Below are 19,883 nucleotides of genomic sequence, written 5' to 3'. Positions count from 1 at the left end.
CGCCCCGGTTCCGCAGACGTCCGCTTCACAACGAGGTTTTTCATGTCGAGCTCAACATCCGCAGCCGAATTGCGGCTTGAACCCGGGCACCCCTTCCCACTAGGCGCCCACCCGGGAGAGACCGGCTGTAATTTTGCGGTCTTCAGCCCCCAGGCAACTCGGGTGCTGCTGTGCTTTTTTGATGATCAGGATCAACCCCGGGGCGAGCCATTGCCATTACACCGCACCGGAGACATCTGGCACGGCCGTGTTCCCGATCTAGCGCCCCAAACACGCTATGGCTATCGTGCTGAAGGCGAGTTCAAGCCAGGGCAGGGAGCCCTGTTCAACCCGAACAAGTTACTGCTCGACCCCTATGCAGTGGCGCTGTCAGGCCCGTTTGAACCCGATCGCAGCCTCTATGCCCACGATGCCAGCGACCTGACATGCCTGAAACCCTGTCCCATGGACAGCGCCGCCCAGGTCCCGAAAGGCCTGACCCCGGCACCGGACGACTTTGACTGGCAGAACAGCCGGGCACCGAAAACACCCTGGCCCGATACCGTCATCTACGAAGCGCATGTCAAAGGCTTCAGCCAGTTGAACCCGGCGGTGCCTGAGCACCTGCGCGGCACTTACCTCGGCTTTGCCCATGAGGCGAGTGTCGCCCATCTACAATCGCTGGGTGTCACCGCTGTGCAGCTGATGCCCTGCTTCGCCTTCATGAGCGAACCACGACTGTCAAACCTGGGGCTGACCAATTACTGGGGCTACAACCCGGTGTCTTTTTTTGCCCCTGACCCGCGCTATGCCGTCGACGATGCGGTTACCGAGTTCAAAACGCTGGTGCGTGCCCTCCACCAGGCTGGCATCGAAGTCATCATGGACGTGGTCTACAACCACACCGCCGAATCCGATTTGCTTGGCCCCTGCGTCAGCCAGAAAGGCCTGCACGGGCCCTGGTTTTACCGACATCAGCACGACGACTTCAGCCACTTTATCGACAATACCGGCTGCGGCAACAGCGTGAACCTGCACGAGGAAGTGACGTTGCAACTGGTGATGGACAGCCTGCGCCACTGGTTGCACACCTACCGGGTCGATGGTTTCCGTTTTGATCTGGCCGCGGCACTGGGCCGCGAGGAATGGGATTTTTCCAGCCGGGCCGCTTTTTTCATGGCCTGCAACCAGGACCCGGTGATTCGCCATTCAAAACTGATCGCCGAGCCCTGGGACATCGGCCGGGGCGGCTACCAACTGGGCAAATTCCCCGCCACCTGGTACGAATGCAACGATCGCTTTCGCGATACCCTGCGCCGCTTCTGGCGGGCTGACATGGGTGTTATGCCAGAGCTGGCCAATGTGCTGATGGGCTCGCGGGATGTACTCAACAAGAGCGCGCATTCAAGCTCGACCAGCCTGAACTATGTGACCTATCACGACGGTTTTACCCTCCACGACCTGGTGTCCTACAACGACCGGCACAACGCCGCCAACCAGGAACGCAACCTCGATGGTCATGGGAACAACCTGAGCTTTAACTGGGGAACCGAAGGTGACACCGGTGATGGCAACATTCTGGCGCATCGTCAGCAGATCAAGCGCAACATGCTGGCTACCTTGTTGTTGTCACAAGGGGCTGTGCATCTGCTCGGCGGTGACGAGCTCAATCGCACCCAGCAAGGCAACAACAACGCCTACTGCCAGGACAACGAGATCAGTTGGGTTCACTGGGACCAGAAAGACGGACCTTTCCAGCGTTTTATTGCCCAGTGCATTGGCATTCGCCAGTCCAGCACGCTGTTTCGCAACCTGGTGTTTGATGCGCCAGCGCATTCTAATGCACCCGTAACGACGGATGCCGTGCACTGGTATCGCAACGACGGCTACGCCATGGAAATCCGCGACTGGCAAAACCCACATACCCGTTGCCTGGGCATTTTACTGTCTACCGACATCCGCAACCCGGCCATCAATTTGCATCGGTGTGAGGAATATTATCTGCTGATGCTGAACAGCGGTGGTCACGATTGCACCTTCACGCTGCCGGCCAATCCGCACTCGGGCTGGCAGGTGGAGTTCGATACCGCGCGCAATGAAGGGATGAGACCGGAACAAACAGAACGCATTCGTCGCGATTATGAGCTGAAGCCTCACTCGCTGGTGCTCCTGAGCCGATGCGACCCCTACACGGAATAAAAAAGGGCCCCTTTCGGGGCCAAATGTCGAGGAGTACTCAGAGAACCAGACGGGTTCTCCGCCATCCGACCCATCGAGCAGTCGAATAGCTAACCGGTGATGACCTCCACCGGCGAGAGGACTGCGGGGAATGCCCCTGGTACGGCGGGTTACTGCACCCAGGAGCGAGAGGTTCCGGCGGTTGGCCGGGACGAGGCGTCGTGATCACGTCGATCGTAAGCCTGGTCGAATAATTGCGCTTGCTGCTCAGACAAGGGCATCCAGTCAGCATCGGGCCAGCGAATCCGGTAATACGTCAGGTCGGGTACGTAGCTGGTATCGTCGTCACTGACCGCGCCCCAGCACAAAACGGTTTGCTGGGCCTGGTGCGAGACAATGACCCCCATGGTCGCGCGATATCCCGGATGCGTATTAATATATTCAAAAACAGTGGAAATGGCTGATTGAGTCACAGTGAATCCCTCCCTGCATTGTCGTCTTGCTGTTGTTGTACTTCTTAAACAGCCTTACATCGGCTGACGGAAGCCACTATAAGCGGAATAACGGGCAGGAAAAGCGCGACGTTCAAAGTAGCGGTTCATGCTACTGAGGGTGTCGTATAGTGCGACGATTGGGGGTTTAATCGAGGCAGATGCTATAGGCGGTGGCCACTTAAAGTTCGCCGTTAGGGCAACGACAGTGGCAGAAATCCGTGCCGGCTACCGAGTGAGCCTATCCAGGGTCGGCGTGAACCCGTCCATGGGGCCTAGACCGCAACATCCATGTTGCGGACTACCCTGGATAGGCTCACCCGGCAGCCAACACTAATTTTGGCTGCCATGCTGGAATACTTACTTACAGCCTAATGAACAACATACTCTGATCCAGTCCCAATACTTGGATGAATTAGAGACTATTAGTCAGTGACGTAATCCCGATAGGCCTGCAAGGATTCAGGATTAGCCAGCGCGGTCAGGTTTGCGGGTTCTTCACCACGTAGAATCTGGGTGACGGCGAGCTCGACTTTCTTGCCTGAGCGGGTGTAGGGAATGGCGGGCACCTGAACAATGTCGGCCGGGACGTGCCTTGGCGTGGTGTTGTCGCGGATGCGCTGGCGAATGCGGCCAGTCAGTGCCTTGTCCAGCTGCTGTCCTTCAGGCAGCTGCACGAACAGAATGACCTTCACGTCAGCCTCGACGGCCTGCCCTACTACCAGGGAGTCTGTAATCTCCGTTAGTGTCTCTACCTGACGATAGATCTCCGCGGTGCCTATACGAACGCCGCCGGGGTTCAGGGTGGTGTCACTGCGACCGTGAATTACCGCCTGGCCTGCTTCGTCGAACTCAATGAAGTCTCCATGGGCCCAGACGCCGTCAAAACGTTCAAAGTAGGCTGCCCGGTAACGCTCGTCGTTGGGGTCATTCCAGAAACCGATCGGCATACATGGCGCGGGCTGTGTGCACACCAGCTCGCCGCGCTGGTTAACAACCTTCTCACCGGCCTCATTCCAGGCCTGCACGTCCATGCCCAGGTTGGCGCCCTGAATCTTACCGCGCACGACCGGCGACCAGGGGTTACCGCCAACAAAGCAGGACACGATATCGGTACCGCCCGAGATGGACTGCAACATCACGTCGGGTTTCAACGCTGAATACACCCAGTCGTAGTCTTCTGGCGCCAATGGCGAACCCGTCGAAAAAACCGTGGTCAATGTACTCAGGTCGAAGGTTTTGCCGGGCTTAAGGTCCTGCTTGCGACAGGCAGAGAGGTACTTCGCGCTGGTGCCGAAGTGGGTGATGCCCAACTTGTCCGCCAGCTGCCACAGCACATCAGACCGGGGGTACATGGGGTTACCGTCGAACAGAACCAGCGTCGCACCGGTCATCAGACCCGAAGCCAGCCAGTTCCACATCATCCAGCCGGTGGTGGTGAAGTAGAAGAACACTGAGTCCTGAGAGATATCGCCATGCAGTCGCAGCTCTTTGGCATGCTGCAACAGCGTGCCCCCGGCCCCGTGCACGATGCACTTGGGCTTACCGGTGGTACCAGAGGAATACAGAATATAAAGTGGGTGATCGAACGGCAGCTCTAGTGCCGGAGCCTCAGGCCAGTCGCGACCGACCACGTTGACCCATTGCCAGGCACCGTCGATCACGTCGGCACTGGGCAACGCATCGACCTGTACCCACTGCCGCACCCTTGGCAGCGCTGCCTGCAGGCTTTTTACGACAGAGGTACGCTCAATGGCCTTGCCGCCATAGCCATACCCGTTGCCGGCGATCACCACCTTGGGTTCGACCTGGCCAAAGCGGTCCAGTACGCCCTCGTAGCCGAAGTCGGGCGACGCCGAGGTCCAGACGGCCCCAATGCGGCTTGCTGCCAGCATTCCAATGATCGCCTCTGGCGTATTACCGAGGTAAGCCGCCACCCGGTCACCGGGTTCAACGCCACATTCGTGCTGCAGAAAACCGGCCAGCCGAGCCACTGCCTGGCGTAAATCGGCATAACTATAACGCTGCTCCGGGCGGGTCTCGGAAACCGCTACCAGAGCGGTATCCGCATCGCGACCAGACTGTAGCAGGTTAGTGCTGAAATTCAGACGGGCCTCGGGAAACCAGCGCGCGCCAGGCATGTTCGGCTGGTCGAGTACGGTATCTCCTGGAGTTCCCTGCACCCCGGCAAAATCCCACAGCTCGCGCCAGAACGTGGGCAGGTTCTGTACCGACCACTGTTGCAACGCCTGGTAGTTTTCAAACTCTATCGCGTATTTGTGTTTTAACTGACCGGCAAAGGCACCCATTTGGGATTTGACTTTTTGTTCGGCCGAAGGCGTAAATAGCACTGTCATAGCATGGCTCAGTCTGTTGTTTTTATAAGAGTCGAGCCTACTGCTTTTATCATCTTTGGCAATGAACCCGGATCACAGATTGGTTCGACGCACTGTTCTGCTGGGCTTCCACTCTGCTTTTACAGCACCCACAAAAAAACCGCCCGAAGGCGGTTTTTGGGGTCTTTCCGTGGTTTACAGCGAGGCTTAGGAAGCCTCGTCGACCACTTCACCGTCTACAGGACGGTCTACCAGTTCAACAATCGCCATAGGGGCGTTGTCACCGGCACGGAAGCCACACTTCAGCACACGAAGGTAACCACCCGGGCGAGCCTTGTAGCGAGGACCCAATTCATTAAACAACTTACCTACAGCTACCGGAGAGCGAGTACGATCGAACGCCAGACGACGGTTGGCCACGGAGTCTTCCTTGGCCAGTGTAATCAGGGGCTCTGCGAAACGACGCAGCTCTTTTGCCTTCGGCAAGGTCGTTTTAATCACTTCGTGCTCAAACAACGAATTGCACATGTTTTGGAACATGGCCTTGCGGTGAGCACTGGTACGGTTAAAGTGACGACCAATTTTACGATGACGCATTGTTACATTCCTTACCAGCCGGACATAAGGTTACGAAAGAACCTTATCGTCATTCTTCAAACTTGCAGGTGGCCAGTTCTCGAGGACCATGCCCAGAGAAAGACCCTTGGATGCCAGAACGTCTTTGATTTCAGTCAAAGACTTCTTGCCGAGGTTCGGTGTCTTCAGCAGTTCTACTTCGGTGCGCTGGATCAGGTCACCAATGTAGTAGATGTTTTCTGCTTTCAGACAGTTGGCCGAACGCACTGTCAGTTCCAGATCGTCGACCGGACGCAGCAGGATAGGATCGATCTTGTCTTCTTCCTTCTCCGGCTCGCTTTCAGCGTGGTGATCGAGGTCTACAAAGGCCGCAACCTGCTGTTGCAGGATGGTGGCTGCACGACGAATCGCTTCTTCAGGATCCAGAGTGCCCTTCGTTTCCAGCTCAATCACCAGCTTATCCAGGTCTGTACGTTGCTCTACACGCGCCGCATCGACGTTGTAGGCAACCCGAACGACCGGGCTGTAGGTAGCATCCAACTGCAGTCTACCGATGGGTTTACTCTCGTCTTCACCACTGCTGCGGGATTCCGCAGGGACATAACCACGGCCAGTGGTCACACGCAGCGTCATGCTGACATCCGCATTGCTGCCCAGGTGGGCAATAATGTGATCCGGATTGGCGACTTCAACGCCATGATCCAACTGGATATCGCCCGCGGTCAGATTACCTGCGCCTTTCTTCTTCAGCGTCAGGGTCACTTCCTCGCGGTCGAACAGTTTGACGGCGACGTCTTTCAGGTTAAGCAGGATTTCCTGTACGTCTTCCTGCACACCTTCGATGGTGCTGTACTCATGCAATACACCGTCGATTTCAACGTCGGTGATTGCGGCGCCAGGCATGGACGACAGCAGGATACGACGCAGCGCGTTGCCCAGAGTGTGACCGAAACCGCGCTCAAGCGGCTCGAGCGTGATCTTGGCCCGGTTGGCGCTGATTTCCTGCACATCGATATGACGTGGCGTCAAAAAGTCGTTGGCTGAACGCTGCATAGATGCCCCTATTTGCAGTGAGATTACTTGGAGTACAATTCCACGATCAGGTTTTCGTTGATTTCCTGACTCAGGTCAGCACGCTCGGGTTTGGACACGAACTTGCCTTCCATCTTCTTGGCATCAACTTCAACCCAGGAGACAGGCGAACGCTGAGCAGAGATATCCAGCGCGCTTTGAATACGCAGCTGAGTCTTGCTCTTTTCGCGGATCGCCACGACGTCACCCGGTTGTACCTGGTAGGACGCAATGTTGACGGTTTCGCCGTTCACCAGAATGGCTTTGTGTGCAACCAGCTGACGAGACTCGGAGCGGGTAGCACCAAAGCCCATGCGGTATACAACGTTATCCAGACGGGTTTCCAGAAGTTGCAGCAGGTTTTCACCGGTTGCACCCTTCAAACGGGCAGCAGCTTTGTAGTAGTTACGGAACTGCTTTTCGAGTACACCGTACATGCGACGGACTTTCTGCTTCTCGCGCAGCTGTACGCCATAATCTGACAAACGACCGCGGCGTGCACCGTGTACACCAGGAACGGTTTCTGCTTTACATTTGGAGTCGAGTGAACGAACTCCGCTCTTCAGAAACAGATCTGTGCCTTCACGACGAGACAGCTTACACTTAGGACCAATATAACGTGCCATTAAACTCTGTCTCCTTTATTACACGCGGCGCTTCTTGGGCGGGCGGCAACCGTTGTGAGGGATGGGTGTCACATCGGTAATGTTGCTGATTCGATAGCCACACGCGTTCAATGCTCGTACCGCAGATTCGCGACCTGGACCGGGGCCTTTCACCTCGACGTCCAAATTCTTCAGACCATATTCCTGGGCTGCAACACCGGCTCGCTCAGCGGCGACCTGGGCTGCAAAAGGAGTGCTCTTACGAGATCCACGGAAACCGGAGCCACCGGAAGTTGCCCAGCTCAGGGCGTTTCCTTGGCGGTCCGTAATGGTCACAATGGTGTTGTTAAAGGACGCATGGATGTGCGCGATGCCATCAGCGACCTGCTTTTTCACCTTTTTGCGCGACCGGTTCGTACCTGGCTTTGCCATCTTCGATTTCCTATGCAAAAACTGTTATCAATACTTTGGTCAAACGACCTGATTCAAGCGACCTTCAAACGGTGTTAGCGTTTGATCGGCTTCTTCGGACCTTTACGGGTGCGGGCGTTCGTCTTCGTACGCTGGCCACGCAAAGGCAGGTTACGACGGTGGCGGATACCACGGTAGCAACCCAGATCCATCAACCGCTTGATGTTCATCTGAATTTCACGACGCAAGTCACCTTCTACAGTGTACTTGCCGACTTCATTACGGATCTCGTCCAGCTTCTCGTCGGACAAATCCTTCACTTTAGCCGTAGGTTCAACCCCAACCGATGTACAGATGGCATAAGCAGTGGTGCGACCAATACCATAGATATAGGTCAGCGAGATCACCGCATGCTTGTTGTCAGGAATATTGACGCCTGCTATACGGGCCATTCAACTTACTCCGTTATCAAACGTTTAATAGAGCCGTTGTGGCTCTATTAATGAACCCCCTATTTAAGGGGCGCGAGATGATAGCGCCTGGGCTTTACAAAATCAACCCGTAATGCCCGGGCACTAACCAACCGACTGCAATTAACCCTGACGCTGCTTGTGCTTGGGATCCGTGCAGATCACACGAACAGCACCGTTACGGCGGATAATCTTGCAGTTACGGCAGATTTTCTTGACTGACGCACGTACTTTCATGCTTCACTCCAATAACTGGTAATCACTCAGTCTCTTCAGTTGTTGCCAATCGACTTCAGATTGGCCTTTTTCATCACTGACGAGTACTGGTGGGACATCAAGTGACTTTGCACCTGAGCCATAAAGTCCATCACAACCACCACCACGATCAACAGCGAGGTGCCACCAAAGTAAAACGGAACGTTGGCGGCTATCACCAGGGCCTGGGGCAGCAAGGACACAGCGGTAATGTACATCGCACCAAAGAAGGTCAGCCGCGCAGAGACACCGTCGATATAACGGGACGTCTGCTCACCTGGGCGAATCCCCGGTATAAAGGCACCGGAACGCTTCAGGTTTTCAGCCACATCCTTCGGATTGAAGGTTACTGCCGTGTAGAAATAGCAGAAGAAGACGACTGCGAATGCGAACAGCAGAATGTACAGCGGCTGGCCCGGGCTGAGCAGCAGAGCAATGTCCTGCATCCAACCCATACCATCACCACTGCCAAACCAGTTACCCAGCGAAGCCGGGAACAGCAAGAGACTGGACGCAAAGATGGGCGGAATCACACCGGCCATGTTGATCTTCAGCGGCAAGTGACTGCTTTGTGCCTGAAACACCTTACGACCTTGCTGACGCTTGGCGTAATTAATGGTGATCCGACGCTGGCCGCGTTCAATAAAGACAATGAACGCCACCACAGCCACCGCTACCAGACCGATCAACAACAGAGCGATAATGCTGAGCTCACCCTGACGGGCACTCTCGAAGCTCTGTCCGATTGCACCGGGCAAGCCCGCTACAATACCCGCGAAAATCAGCATGGAGATACCATTACCAATACCGCGTTCGGTGATCTGCTCACCCAGCCACATCATGAACATGGTGCCGCAAGTCAGTGTGACCACAGCAACAAAGTAAAATGACGGACCAGTGTCGAACGCTATGTTCTGGCTGGCCAGACCCGCCGATAGGGCGAAAGACTGGATGATAGCCAGCACCAGCGTGCCGTACCGGGTGTACTGGCTCATCTTGCGACGGCCAGCTTCACCTTCCTTCTTGAGCTGTTCCAGATGGGGACTCACGACCGTCAGGAGCTGCATGATGATCGACGCGGAAATGTACGGCATGATGCCGAGCGCGAAGATACTCATACGTTCCAGTGCACCACCGGAGAACATGTTGAACATGCTCAGGATGGTGTCACGGTTACGCTCGAACAATGCAGACAGGCTGTCCGGGTTAATACCCGGAACTGGAATGTGTGCACCGATACGGTAGACCAGGAGCGCTAACAGGAGGAAGCGAAGGCGAGTCCAAAGCTCGCCCAGCCCTCCTTGCGACCCGGCCGGTAGTCCTTGTCTGGTCATGGAGAATTATTCCTCTACCTTTCCGCCCGCAGCTTCAATGGCTGCCTTTGCACCCTTGGTGACTTTCAGACCCTTGACCGTAACGGCCTGGCTGATTTCACCGGACAGGATGACACGCGCCCGCTTGATTTTTTCACCGATGATATCGGCTTTTTTCAACGCAGCGAGATCCACAACCTCGACACCGGCCTTGACCAGTTCGTGCAGGCGAATCTCAGCGACAAAAGGCGCCTGACGGGAGGTAAAACCAAATTTCGGCAAGCGACGCTGCAAAGGCATCTGACCGCCTTCGAAACCTGGCTTGACGGAACCGCCTGAACGGGACTTCTGACCCTTGTGACCACGACCGCCGGTCTTACCCAGACCAGAGCCGATACCACGGCCAACCCGCTTGGGAGCGGTGGTAGAACCCTCAGCGGGGCTCAATGTATTCAGAAACATGTTACTCACCCTCAACCACGCGAACCATATAGTTCACTTTGTTGATCATGCCACGAACGGAAGGAGTATCTTCCAGTTCGCGGACCTGGCCCACCTTCTTCAAACCCAGGCCCTGTACACACAACTTGTGCTTGGGCTGAGTTGCGATGGGGCTGCGGAACAGCTGAACCTTTACTGTTTTTGCTTTAGCCATGTCCGTTACTCCGTAATGTATTCGACGGACTTGCCACGCTTGGCAGCCACATCTTCAGGAGAACGCATCTTGGCCAAACCATTAACGGTTGCACGTACGACGTTAACCGGATTGGTTGAGCCGTAGCACTTGGCCAGTACGTTTTGTACACCGGCGACTTCCAGAACAGCACGCATCGCGCCGCCTGCAATCACACCAGTACCGTCTGAAGCAGGCTGCATATACACCTTGGACGCACCATGACGGGCGTTTACCGGGTATTGCAACGTGCCTTCAGTCAGCTGGACCTGGATCATGTTGCGGCGGGCCGCATCCATCGCCTTCTGGATCGCAACAGGCACTTCACGCGCCTTGCCGCGGCCGAAGCCGACTTTGCCATTGCCATCGCCAACAACTGTCAGTGCAGTAAAACCGAAGATCCGGCCACCTTTCACCACCTTGGCGACTCGGTTTACCTGGACCAATTTTTCCTGCAGATCGCCGCCAGCTTGAGCTTGATCGTTATTTGCCATCATTCGCACCTTAGAATTTCAGGCCACCTTCACGGGCAGCGTCTGCCAAAGCCTTCACACGGCCATGGTATTTAAAACCAGACCGGTCAAAAGCCACCTGTTCGATACCGGCTGCCTTGGCCCGCTCTGCGATCAGAGCGCCAACCTTGACGGCGGCATCTACGTTACTCGTCGCGTCTTTACGCAGCGATTCGTCCAGCGTAGACGCTGATGCAACCACAACGCTGCCATTGGGAGCGATGACTTGCGCGTAAATATGCTGGTTCGACCGGTTTACACACAGACGGTGCACGCCCAATTCGCGGATCTTGATGCGGCTGCGGCGAGCACGGCGTAAACGGGATACTTTCTTTTCGTTCATGACCTATGCCCTTATTTTTTCTTGGCTTCTTTACGACGGACGTATTCATCCGCGTACCGAACACCTTTGCCTTTGTACGGTTCCGGCGGACGGAACGCGCGAATCTCTGCGGCGACCTGACCCAGCTGCTGCTTATCGGCGCTTTTCAGCACGATCTCAGTGTTGCTTGGGGTCTCGGCCGACACACCTGCTGGCAGGGTGTAATCGATCGGATGGGAGAAGCCCAGTGTCAAATTGACGGAACTGCCGGATGCTTTCGCACGATACCCGACACCGTTCAGTTGCAGGCGCTTTTCAAAACCGGTGGTGACACCGACGACCATGTTATTAACCAGAGCACGCATGGTGCCTGACATGGCGTGCGCGATCTTGCCTCCATCACGGGGGGCAAAGGTCAGCGTATTGCCGTCCTGCTTAATTTCTACAGAACCGTGCAGATTGGTTTCAAGAGCCGCATTGGCGCCCTTAACAGAAATCTTGTCGCTAGCGAGCTTGACTTCCACACCTGCCGGAACCGTAATAGGAGCGTTAGCTATTCGAGACATCGTTCAACTCCTTTAGAAGACTTCGCAGATGATTTCGCCGCCCACACCCGCAGCACGGGCCGCGCGGTCGGTCATAACGCCTTTGGATGTTGAAACGATGGCGATACCCAGCCCACCCGATACCTTGGGCAGCTCGTCGCAGGCGCGGTATTGACGCAGACCTGGACGTGAAACGCGCTTGATCGATTCAATCACCGGCTTGCCTTCAAAGTAACGCAAGGTGATGTGCATTACCTTTTTGCCTTCGCCCTCAACAGAAAAGTCATCGACAAACCCTTCGTTCTTCAGCACGGTCGCAACGGCGATCTTTTGCTTTGAAGACGGCAGGGTAACAATGGCGTGACTGGACTGCTGAGCATTACGGATACGTGTGAACATATCCGCAAGTGTGTCTTGCATGCTCATTCAATATTACCTCTAAGTGTACAGCGAGTGCGGTAACCGGGGCGACATGCCCCGGTCCGGACCACTTTGCTTACCAACTTGACTTTTTCAAACCCGGAACATTGCCCAACATGGCTTGTTCACGCAGCTTGATACGTGACAGACCGAACTTGCGGTAAACCGCATGTGGACGGCCGGTCAACTGACAGCGGCGCTGCAGTCTAACAGGACTTGCGTCTCTTGGCAGCTTTTGCAGCGATTGCTGTGCTTCCCAAACCTGCTCATCAGTACTACCGGAGTCCTTGATGATCGCTTTGAGTTTGGCACGCTTCTCAGCATACTTGGCGATGGTCTTGATGCGCTTGGCTTCACGCGCCTTCATACTTACTTTAGCCATGACCTTTCCCCTTAACCTTTGAATGGGAAGGCCAGCGCCTTCAGCAGTGCGCGACCTTCGTCATTGGTGCGAGCGGTCGTGGTCACTGTAATGTCCAGACCACGCAGCTTATCGACCTTATCGTACTCGATTTCAGGGAAGATAATCTGCTCTTTCACACCCATGCTGTAGTTGCCACGGCCGTCGAATGACTTGGGGTTGATGCCCCGGAAGTCACGCATACGCGGCAGTGAAATGTCGATCAGACGATCCATAAATTCCCACATACGCTCACCGCGCAGTGTGACTTTACAACCAATCGGCCAGTCTTCACGAACTTTAAAACCCGCGATGGATTTGCGTGCCTTGGTGACCATGACCTTCTGGCCAGCGATCGCTTCAAGGTTTGCAACAGCGTTATCCATCTGCTTTTTGTCGCCGATAGCTTCGCCCACGCCCATGTTCAAGGTGATCTTGGTGACGCGCGGGATTTCCATGACGTTCTTGTACCCGAACTCTTCTTGGAGTGCAGGGACAGCGTCAGTTTTGTAGAGCTCTTTGAGTCTAGACATGTCGTATCCCGCCCTTATACACCAATTTCTTTCTTCGTGGACTTGAAGATGCGGACCTTGGTACCGTCTTCTTTGATCAAAAAGCCAACACGGTCGCCCTTGTTGGTTTCTGAATTGAAGATCGCTACGTTGGAGGCCGCAATCGGAGCCTCTTTCTCGACGATCCCGCCCTGGACTCCCAGGTTCGGGTTCGGCTTCTGGTGTTTCTTCATCAGATTCACACCAGATACCACAAAACGCGGGCCTTTCTTGGCGTCGTTGATCACCTTGGTGATCTTGCCGCGCTTGCCTTTATCTTTCCCGGCAATTACGACAACGTCGTCGCCACTTTTAAACTTGTTCATTCGCTACTCCACTTCCTGCTACCGTCCAGTAACGTAAGCCCAAAGGGCTTACAGTACTTCCGGCGCCAGGGAAATGATTTTCATAAATTTCTCGGTACGCAGTTCACGGGTCACCGGGCCAAAGATCCGGGTGCCGATCGGGGCGTGCTGAGTGTTAAGTAACACCGCAGAGTTGGTGTCAAAACGGATCACGGATCCGTCAGGGCGACGTACACCCTTACGCGTGCGCACAACAACAGCGTTCATCACTTGACCTTTTTTGACCTTGCCGCGAGGAATTGCTTCCTTCACGGAGACCTTGATCAAGTCACCAATGCCGGCGTAACGACGGTGAGAACCGCCCAACACCTTGATGCACTGGACGCGCTTGGCACCGCTGTTATCCGCAACGTCTAAAACGGTTTCTGTTTGAATCATCTCTCAAACTCCCAGGCGCTGTTAAACGGTAGTCGCACGTTCTTCAACGCGAACCAGACGCCAAGTCTTGGACTTGGACAAAGGACGGCATTCTTCGATAGTGACGAAGTCGCCGATCTGGCACTCATTGTTTTCATCGTGCGCATGCATCTTGGTAGAACGCTTTACGATTTTCCCGTAAATCGGGTGAGTAACCGTACGCTCTATCTTAACGGTAACGGTCTTTTCAGCCTTGTTGCTGACGACCTGACCGGTCACGGTACGGGCTGTTTGTTCAGACATATCAAGCACCTGCTTTCTGAGTCAATACTGTTTTGACACGAGCGATGTCCTTGCGGACTTGCTTCAGCAGATGCGTCTGAGTCAACTGACCCGTCGCTTTTTGCATGCGATATTTGAACTGATCGCGAAGCAACTCCAACAGGGTGTTATTCAGCTCGTCTACGGACTTTTCACGAAGATCACTAGCGTTCATTACATCACCTGCCGTTTAACAACAACGGTTGATATCGGCAATTTGGCAGCTGCAAGGCGGAACGCCTCCAGAGCTACGTCTTCACCAACACCTTCCATTTCGTACAAGACTTTACCGGGCTGAATCTGAGCTACCCAGTATTCTACGTTACCCTTACCTTTACCCATCCGAACTTCCAAGGGCTTCTTGGAAATGGGCTTGTCCGGGAAAACGCGGATCCAGATCTTGCCGCCACGTTTAATGTGACGTGTCATCGCGCGACGTGCAGCTTCGATTTGACGAGCTGTAATGCGTCCGCGCCCTGTTGCCTTCAGCGCGTACTCGCCGAAGCTCACTTTGCTACCGCGCAGTGCCAGGCCGCGGTTACGGCCTTTTTGCATTTTGCGGAACTTTGTACGTTTAGGTTGCAGCATCTACGTACTCCTTACCGTGAAGCCTTTTTCTTGGGCGCCTTGGCTTGAGCACGAACTTGCTCGATACCACCCAGGATTTCGCCTTTGAAAATCCACACTTTGATACCGATCACACCGTAAGTGGTGTGTGCTTCGGCCGTAGCGTAGTCGATGTCAGCACGCAGCGTGTGCAAGGGAACGCGACCTTCGAGATACCACTCGGTCCGCGCAATCTCAGCACCACCCAAACGGCCACTGACCTGAATCCGAACACCTTTTGCGCCATTGCGCATCGCGTTCTGCATCACACGCTTCATGGCGCGGCGGAACATGACACGACGCTCGAGCTGGCCAGCTACAGACTGGGCAACCAGTTTGGAGTCCAGATCAGGCTTGCGGATCTCTTCGATGTTAATGTGCACCGGAATCCCCATCATGGCGGATACTTCCTGGCGCAGCACTTCTACATCTTCACCTTTCTTGCCGATGACAATGCCAGGGCGAGCGGTGTGGATGGTGATCTTGGCGTTCTGTGCAGGACGCTCGATCACGATTTTACTTACTGACGCTTTTTCCAGTTTCTTCTCCAGGTAGCTGCGAACCTGAATGTCGTTCAACAGCTTCTTGGAGTAGTCCTTGGAGTCGGCATACCAGACCGAACTATGGTCTTTAGTGATGCCGAGCCGGATCCCGGTGGGATGTACTTTCTGGCCCATCTGTCATTCTCCCCTTATTTCTCGGCAACCTTGACCGTAATGTGGCTCGTACGCTTAAAGATACGATCAGCACGGCCTTTAGCACGCGGACGGATACGCTTCATGGTCATACCTTCATCTACAAAGATGGAGGCGACTGAAAGCTCATCTACGTCTGCACCGTCATTGTGTTCTGCATTCGCAATGGCCGATTCCAGAACCTTCTTGACGATTGCAGCACCTTTTTGAGGGCTGAATGTCAGCAGATCCAGGGCTTCCGCCACTGACTTGCCTCGAATCATGTCTGCTACAAGACGACCTTTCTGAGCAGACAAGCGAGCACCGCGTAATACAGCTTGTGTTTCCATCATGTCTACCCTCTATTACCGCTTAGCCTTCTTGTCCGCTACATGACCCTTATAGGTACGAGTCAGCGCGAATTCACCCAACTTATGACCCACCATGTCCTCTGTGACATAAACAGGTACATGTTGACGGCCATTATGGACTGCAAAGGTCAACCCGACGAATTCCGGGAAGATTGTGGAGCGACGCGACCAGGTTTTCAGGGGCCGTTTGTCACCGTTTTCCAGTGCAGCCTCTACCTTCTTCATCAAGTGCAGGTCGACGAATGGACCCTTCTTAAGTGAACGTGGCACAGCCTTTTCCTCTTATTTCAGTTACTTCGAAGAACGACGACGAACGATGTACTTGTCCGTGCGCTTGTTCTTACGAGTTTTGTATCCCTTGGTGGGAACACCCCAAGGCGTGACCGGATGACGTCCACCCGAGGTTTTACCTTCACCACCACCATGCGGGTGATCGACCGGGTTCATGACAACACCACGAACCGTTGGACGGACACCACGCCAGCGAGTAGCACCGGCTTTACCCAATACACGCAGGCTATGTTCAGAGTTGCTCACTTCACCCAGGGTGGCGCGGCAATCTGACAGAACTTTACGCATTTCACCGGACCGCAAACGCAAGGTGGCATAAGTGCCTTCGCGCGCGACCAGCTGAGCTGAGTTACCTGCAGAGCGGACCATCTGGCCACCCTTGCCGGGCTTCATCTCAATGTTGTGAATCGTCGAACCCAGAGGAATGCTGCGCAGTGGCATGGTGTTGCCCACTTTAATTGGCGCGTGCTCCCCGGATACGATCTGATCACCTGCCGTCAAACCGGCCGGCGCCAGGATGTAACGACGTTCACCGTCTGCGTACAGAACCAGGGCGATGTTCGCAGTCCGGTTCGGATCGTATTCCAGACGCTCAACTTTGGCATTGATGCCATCTTTGTTGCGCTTGAAATCCACCTTGCGGTAATGCGACTTGTGACCACCACCAATGTGACGCGTGGTAATGCGACCCATGTTGTTACGGCCACCGCTCTTGGACTGCTTTTCAACCAGAGGCGCATAAGGCGCACCGGTGTGCAGTTCGGCGTTGTAAGTCTTGATAACGTGACGACGTCCAGCTGACGTCGGCTTTGCTTTAACAATAGCCATTGTTCGCAACCCCTACCTTATTCTGCCGCCAGGAAATCAATTTCTTGGCCTTCAGCCAGACGAACATAGGCTTTCTTAACGTCGTTACGCTTACCAACGCCGCGCTGAGTGCGCTTAACCTTGCCCTTCTGGATCAGAGTGTGAACAGACTGAACTTTAACTTCGAACAGTTGCTCAACGGCCTTCTTGATTTCCGGCTTAGTTGCATCCTTGGCCACACGAAATACGTATTGGCCAGTGCCTTCCGCTACGATGGTCGCTTTCTCGGAGATGTGCGGACCGTAAACGACCTGATAGATGCGTTCCTGGTTCATGCCAAAACCTCCTCAAGCTTCTTGAGCGCGGCAACAGTAATGACCACTTTTTCGTAGGCCACCAGGCTTACCGGGTTGATGCCAGCAACATCACTGACTTCAACGTGCGGCACGTTGCGAGCAGACAAGTACAGGTTTGAATCAACGTCGTCAGACACGATCAAAGCATTGCTAACGTCCAGTTCTTTCATTTTGGACAAAAATGCTTTGGTCTTTGGCTGTTCAATGCCCAGACCTTCAACCACAACCAGACGGTCCTGACGAACCAGTTCTGACAGGATTGATTTCATCGCACCACGGTACATTTTACGGTTAACTTTTTGTGACCAGTCCTGCGGACGAGCTGCAAAGGTTTTACCGCCGCCAACCCAGATGGGTGAACGAATGGTACCGGCACGAGCACGGCCTGTGCCTTTTTGACGCCAGGGTTTTTTACCGCCACCGGCTACATCAGAGCGGCTCTTCTGAGCGCGGCTGCCTTGACGGCCACCGGCCAGGAAGGCGTTAACGACCTGATGAACCAGAGCTTCATTGAATTCTTTGCCGAACGTCGCGTCGGAAACTTCAACCTTGGCGCTGGCTTGTCCTGCAATATTAATATCCATTGCTTACCTCTTAGCCTTTAACCGCGGGTTGAACAACAACGTGAGAACCTGTTGCACCGGGCAATGCGCCCTTGATCAACAACAAGTTACGCTCTGCGTCGACGCGAACGATCTCAAGTGACTGCACAGTAGAGCGCTCAGCACCCATGTGGCCAGACATCTTCTTGCCTTTCCACACACGACCTGGCGTCTGGCACTGGCCGATAGAGCCGGGTGCGCGGTGAGACAGTGAGTTACCGTGAGTTGCGTCTTGCATGCTGAAGTTGTGGCGCTTGATCGCACCAGCGAAGCCTTTACCCTTGGAGGTTCCGGTCACATCCACACGCTGACCTGCTTCGAACAGGACAACGGTCAATTCTTCGCCAGCCTTCAATTCGGCTGCTTCTTTCAGAGTGAATTCACGAGTGAACACACCGGCTTCAACACTGGCTTTCGCGAAGTGTCCTGCCTGAGACTTGGTGACGCGATTGGCACGACGAGTACCAGCGGTAAGCTGGACTGCATAGTAGCCATCGGTTTCCACGCTCTTTACTTGCGAGACCCGGTTGGGCTCGACTTCTACGACGGTCACTGGAATGGAAACGCCGTCTTCTGTGAAGACGCGAGTCATGCCAGTCTTACGACCAATCAGACCAATTGACATTTCTTTCTTTCCTCTATGTACGGGGCTAAAACCCGCTATGGCCGCCCAGTTACTGCGCCTGAAACCATGTTTGGAACAACTGCAGCTTGGGCTGTTACATTAGAGACTCAGCGATTAGCCGAGGCTAATCTGTACGTCCACACCTGCCGCCAAGTCCAACTTCATCAACGCGTCTACGGTCTTTTCAGTTGGCTCAACGATATCCAGCATGCGCTTGTGAGTACGGATTTCGTACTGATCGCGCGCATCCTTGTTCACGTGCGGAGAGACCAGCACGGTGTAGCGTTCTCTGCGAGTCGGCAACGGGATCGGGCCCCGCACCTGTGCACCAGTACGCTTAGCCGTATCGACGATCTCCTGAGTCGAAGCATCGATCAGGCGATGATCGAACGCTTTCAAGCGTATTCTGATCTTTTGGTTCTGCATGTGACCAAAGCTCCAAGATTGTTAAACAGCAATATACCCCCGGAAAATCAGGGGAGGCGTATTGTATGTATCTTGAGCAGGGCTGTCAACGGCGATTCGGAAAGGAGTTGTAGGCGGGGTTTTCAGTTAAAAATCAGGGGGTTAAAGCAAAAGAGGCGCCCTTAGGCGCCTCTTTTTTTTGAGCTGTTAGCTGCGAGCTTCGCGCTGCGAGCACTTACTAACAGCTCGCAGCTCTCAGCTCAAAGCTGACCTTTACTCAATGATCTTCGCTACAACGCCCGCACCAACAGTACGGCCGCCTTCACGAATCGCGAAACGCAGACCTTCGTCCATCGCGATCGGGGCGATCAGGGTAACGTCCATCTTGACGTTATCGCCCGGCATGACCATTTCTACGCCTTCCGGCAGTTCACAGGCACCGGTTACGTCGGTGGTGCGGAAGTAGAACTGCGGACGGTAGCCCTTGAAGAACGGCGTGTGACGGCCACCTTCGTCTTTGCTCAGGACATACACTTCCGCTTCGAACTTGGTGTGCNCTTCACGAATCGCGAAACGCAGACCTTCGTCCATCGCGATCGGGGCGATCAGGGTAACGTCCATCTTGACGTTATCGCCCGGCATGACCATTTCTACGCCTTCCGGCAGTTCACAGGCACCGGTTACGTCGGTGGTGCGGAAGTAGAACTGCGGACGGTAGCCCTTGAAGAACGGCGTGTGACGGCCACCTTCGTCTTTGCTCAGGACATACACTTCAGCTTCGAACTTGGTGTGCGGGGTGATTGAACCCGGCTTGGCCAGTACCTGACCACGCTCAACGTCATCACGCTTAGTACCACGCAGCAGCGCACCGATGTTCTCACCAGCACGACCTTCGTCGAGCAGCTTGCGGAACATTTCAACACCGGTAACAACGGTCTTGGTGGTGTCGTGGATACCAATGATTTCCACTTCTTCACCAGACTTGACGATGCCGC

General features: G+C 54.7%; 31 protein-coding genes and 2 pseudogenes. 1 reads left to right on the top strand and 32 read right to left on the bottom strand.

What is annotated here, in order from left to right:
• The first annotated feature begins 42 nt into the window (after window positions 1-42).
• A complete protein-coding gene (gene glgX, locus EP166_RS17855; protein WP_127559614.1) occupies window positions 43-2,178 on the top strand; it encodes a glycogen debranching protein GlgX in 2,136 nt (711 codons plus the stop codon).
• 149 nt (window positions 2,179-2,327) lie between these two features.
• On the opposite strand, the gene EP166_RS17850 is transcribed toward glgX, so the two are convergent.
• The 32 genes and pseudogenes from EP166_RS17850 to EP166_RS21800 form a co-directional block, all read right to left on the bottom strand.
• A complete protein-coding gene (locus EP166_RS17850; protein WP_127559612.1) occupies window positions 2,328-2,564 on the bottom strand; it encodes a hypothetical protein in 237 nt (78 codons plus the stop codon).
• A 509-nt stretch (window positions 2,565-3,073) separates the two neighbouring features.
• Entirely contained in the window at window positions 3,074-5,005 is a 1,932-nt protein-coding gene (locus EP166_RS17845) for an acetoacetate--CoA ligase (protein ID WP_127559610.1), read from the bottom strand.
• A 186-nt stretch (window positions 5,006-5,191) separates the two neighbouring features.
• Window positions 5,192-5,581 carry a 50S ribosomal protein L17 gene (rplQ, locus tag EP166_RS17840; RefSeq protein WP_127559608.1) on the bottom strand — a complete coding sequence of 130 codons (390 nt, stop codon included), beginning with the start codon at window positions 5,579-5,581 and terminating at the stop codon, window positions 5,192-5,194.
• 30 nt (window positions 5,582-5,611) lie between these two features.
• Window positions 5,612-6,613 carry a DNA-directed RNA polymerase subunit alpha gene (locus EP166_RS17835; RefSeq protein ID WP_028671271.1) on the bottom strand — a complete coding sequence of 334 codons (1,002 nt, stop codon included), beginning with the start codon at window positions 6,611-6,613 and terminating at the stop codon, window positions 5,612-5,614.
• Window positions 6,614-6,636: 23 nt separating this feature from the next.
• Window positions 6,637-7,257 carry a 30S ribosomal protein S4 gene (rpsD, locus tag EP166_RS17830; protein ID WP_127559606.1) on the bottom strand — a complete coding sequence of 207 codons (621 nt, stop codon included), beginning with the start codon at window positions 7,255-7,257 and terminating at the stop codon, window positions 6,637-6,639.
• 18 nt (window positions 7,258-7,275) lie between these two features.
• Window positions 7,276-7,668, bottom strand: a complete 393-nt coding sequence (gene rpsK, locus EP166_RS17825) for a 30S ribosomal protein S11 (protein WP_028671273.1) — start codon at window positions 7,666-7,668, stop codon at window positions 7,276-7,278.
• A 74-nt stretch (window positions 7,669-7,742) separates the two neighbouring features.
• Complete coding sequence (rpsM, locus tag EP166_RS17820; protein ID WP_028671274.1) at window positions 7,743-8,099, bottom strand: 30S ribosomal protein S13; 357 nt, start codon at window positions 8,097-8,099, stop codon at window positions 7,743-7,745.
• 141 nt (window positions 8,100-8,240) lie between these two features.
• Window positions 8,241-8,354 (bottom strand): 50S ribosomal protein L36, encoded by a 114-nt coding sequence (rpmJ, locus tag EP166_RS17815; protein WP_084649374.1) that lies wholly within the window; start codon window positions 8,352-8,354, stop codon window positions 8,241-8,243.
• 35 nt (window positions 8,355-8,389) lie between these two features.
• Entirely contained in the window at window positions 8,390-9,706 is a 1,317-nt protein-coding gene (gene secY / locus EP166_RS17810; RefSeq protein ID WP_028671275.1) for a preprotein translocase subunit SecY, read from the bottom strand.
• A gap of 6 nt (window positions 9,707-9,712) precedes the next feature.
• Window positions 9,713-10,147 (bottom strand): 50S ribosomal protein L15, encoded by a 435-nt coding sequence (rplO, locus tag EP166_RS17805; protein WP_028671276.1) that lies wholly within the window; start codon window positions 10,145-10,147, stop codon window positions 9,713-9,715.
• Between the two features lies 1 nt (window position 10,148).
• A complete protein-coding gene (gene rpmD / locus EP166_RS17800) occupies window positions 10,149-10,340 on the bottom strand; it encodes a 50S ribosomal protein L30 (protein WP_127559604.1) in 192 nt (63 codons plus the stop codon).
• A 5-nt stretch (window positions 10,341-10,345) separates the two neighbouring features.
• Window positions 10,346-10,852, bottom strand: coding sequence for a 30S ribosomal protein S5 (rpsE, locus tag EP166_RS17795; protein WP_028671278.1), 507 nt, complete (start codon window positions 10,850-10,852; stop codon window positions 10,346-10,348).
• Window positions 10,853-10,862: 10 nt separating this feature from the next.
• Complete coding sequence (rplR, locus tag EP166_RS17790) at window positions 10,863-11,213, bottom strand: 50S ribosomal protein L18 (RefSeq protein WP_127559602.1); 351 nt, start codon at window positions 11,211-11,213, stop codon at window positions 10,863-10,865.
• Between the two features lie 11 nt (window positions 11,214-11,224).
• Window positions 11,225-11,758 (bottom strand): 50S ribosomal protein L6, encoded by a 534-nt coding sequence (gene rplF / locus EP166_RS17785; protein WP_127559600.1) that lies wholly within the window; start codon window positions 11,756-11,758, stop codon window positions 11,225-11,227.
• 12 nt (window positions 11,759-11,770) lie between these two features.
• Window positions 11,771-12,163 carry a 30S ribosomal protein S8 gene (rpsH, locus tag EP166_RS17780; RefSeq protein ID WP_127559598.1) on the bottom strand — a complete coding sequence of 131 codons (393 nt, stop codon included), beginning with the start codon at window positions 12,161-12,163 and terminating at the stop codon, window positions 11,771-11,773.
• Window positions 12,164-12,233: 70 nt separating this feature from the next.
• Window positions 12,234-12,539 (bottom strand): 30S ribosomal protein S14, encoded by a 306-nt coding sequence (gene rpsN / locus EP166_RS17775; protein WP_127559596.1) that lies wholly within the window; start codon window positions 12,537-12,539, stop codon window positions 12,234-12,236.
• 11 nt (window positions 12,540-12,550) lie between these two features.
• On the bottom strand, window positions 12,551-13,090 hold the full coding sequence (gene rplE, locus EP166_RS17770) for a 50S ribosomal protein L5 (RefSeq protein WP_127559594.1): 540 nt from the start codon (window positions 13,088-13,090) through the stop codon (window positions 12,551-12,553).
• 14 nt (window positions 13,091-13,104) lie between these two features.
• Window positions 13,105-13,434 (bottom strand): 50S ribosomal protein L24, encoded by a 330-nt coding sequence (rplX, locus tag EP166_RS17765; protein ID WP_127559593.1) that lies wholly within the window; start codon window positions 13,432-13,434, stop codon window positions 13,105-13,107.
• A 48-nt stretch (window positions 13,435-13,482) separates the two neighbouring features.
• A complete protein-coding gene (gene rplN / locus EP166_RS17760) occupies window positions 13,483-13,851 on the bottom strand; it encodes a 50S ribosomal protein L14 (protein WP_127559591.1) in 369 nt (122 codons plus the stop codon).
• Between the two features lie 21 nt (window positions 13,852-13,872).
• Complete coding sequence (rpsQ, locus tag EP166_RS17755; protein WP_127559589.1) at window positions 13,873-14,133, bottom strand: 30S ribosomal protein S17; 261 nt, start codon at window positions 14,131-14,133, stop codon at window positions 13,873-13,875.
• A gap of 1 nt (window position 14,134) precedes the next feature.
• The gene (gene rpmC, locus EP166_RS17750) at window positions 14,135-14,326 is read right to left on the bottom strand and encodes a 50S ribosomal protein L29 (RefSeq protein WP_028671287.1); all 192 of its coding nucleotides are present in this window, start codon (window positions 14,324-14,326) and stop codon (window positions 14,135-14,137) included.
• Window positions 14,326-14,739 (bottom strand): 50S ribosomal protein L16, encoded by a 414-nt coding sequence (gene rplP / locus EP166_RS17745; protein ID WP_127559588.1) that lies wholly within the window; start codon window positions 14,737-14,739, stop codon window positions 14,326-14,328. Before rplP ends, rpmC begins: the two co-directional genes overlap by 1 nt.
• An 11-nt stretch (window positions 14,740-14,750) precedes the next feature.
• Window positions 14,751-15,434, bottom strand: a complete 684-nt coding sequence (gene rpsC / locus EP166_RS17740; RefSeq protein WP_028671289.1) for a 30S ribosomal protein S3 — start codon at window positions 15,432-15,434, stop codon at window positions 14,751-14,753.
• A 14-nt stretch (window positions 15,435-15,448) separates the two neighbouring features.
• The gene (gene rplV, locus EP166_RS17735) at window positions 15,449-15,781 is read right to left on the bottom strand and encodes a 50S ribosomal protein L22 (protein WP_028671290.1); all 333 of its coding nucleotides are present in this window, start codon (window positions 15,779-15,781) and stop codon (window positions 15,449-15,451) included.
• Between the two features lie 15 nt (window positions 15,782-15,796).
• Window positions 15,797-16,072: a 30S ribosomal protein S19 gene (rpsS, locus tag EP166_RS17730; RefSeq protein WP_028671291.1), complete on the bottom strand. Its 276-nt coding sequence runs from the start codon at window positions 16,070-16,072 to the stop codon at window positions 15,797-15,799.
• Window positions 16,073-16,093: 21 nt separating this feature from the next.
• Window positions 16,094-16,921 carry a 50S ribosomal protein L2 gene (rplB, locus tag EP166_RS17725; protein WP_028671292.1) on the bottom strand — a complete coding sequence of 276 codons (828 nt, stop codon included), beginning with the start codon at window positions 16,919-16,921 and terminating at the stop codon, window positions 16,094-16,096.
• A 17-nt stretch (window positions 16,922-16,938) separates the two neighbouring features.
• The gene (rplW, locus tag EP166_RS17720; RefSeq protein ID WP_028671293.1) at window positions 16,939-17,235 is read right to left on the bottom strand and encodes a 50S ribosomal protein L23; all 297 of its coding nucleotides are present in this window, start codon (window positions 17,233-17,235) and stop codon (window positions 16,939-16,941) included.
• The gene (gene rplD, locus EP166_RS17715; protein ID WP_127559586.1) at window positions 17,232-17,840 is read right to left on the bottom strand and encodes a 50S ribosomal protein L4; all 609 of its coding nucleotides are present in this window, start codon (window positions 17,838-17,840) and stop codon (window positions 17,232-17,234) included. The genes rplW and rplD overlap by 4 nt, the downstream gene beginning before the upstream one ends.
• Before the next feature lie 10 nt (window positions 17,841-17,850).
• Window positions 17,851-18,483, bottom strand: coding sequence for a 50S ribosomal protein L3 (gene rplC, locus EP166_RS17710; protein WP_127559584.1), 633 nt, complete (start codon window positions 18,481-18,483; stop codon window positions 17,851-17,853).
• 114 nt (window positions 18,484-18,597) lie between these two features.
• On the bottom strand, window positions 18,598-18,909 hold the full coding sequence (rpsJ, locus tag EP166_RS17705) for a 30S ribosomal protein S10 (RefSeq protein ID WP_028671296.1): 312 nt from the start codon (window positions 18,907-18,909) through the stop codon (window positions 18,598-18,600).
• 252 nt (window positions 18,910-19,161) lie between these two features.
• Window positions 19,162-19,443: pseudogene (locus EP166_RS21805) on the bottom strand (EF-Tu C-terminal domain-related protein); the annotation flags it as partial.
• A gap of 3 nt (window positions 19,444-19,446) precedes the next feature.
• Window positions 19,447-19,883, bottom strand: a pseudogene (locus tag EP166_RS21800) (EF-Tu C-terminal domain-related protein); the annotation flags it as partial.

This window comes from Saccharospirillum alexandrii (genome assembly GCF_004000275.1).
Classification (GTDB): Bacteria; Pseudomonadota; Gammaproteobacteria; order Pseudomonadales; family Natronospirillaceae; genus Saccharospirillum; species Saccharospirillum alexandrii.
Note: the sequence above shows the minus strand (reverse complement) of the source record. Positions and strands in the feature narration are given on the sequence as shown.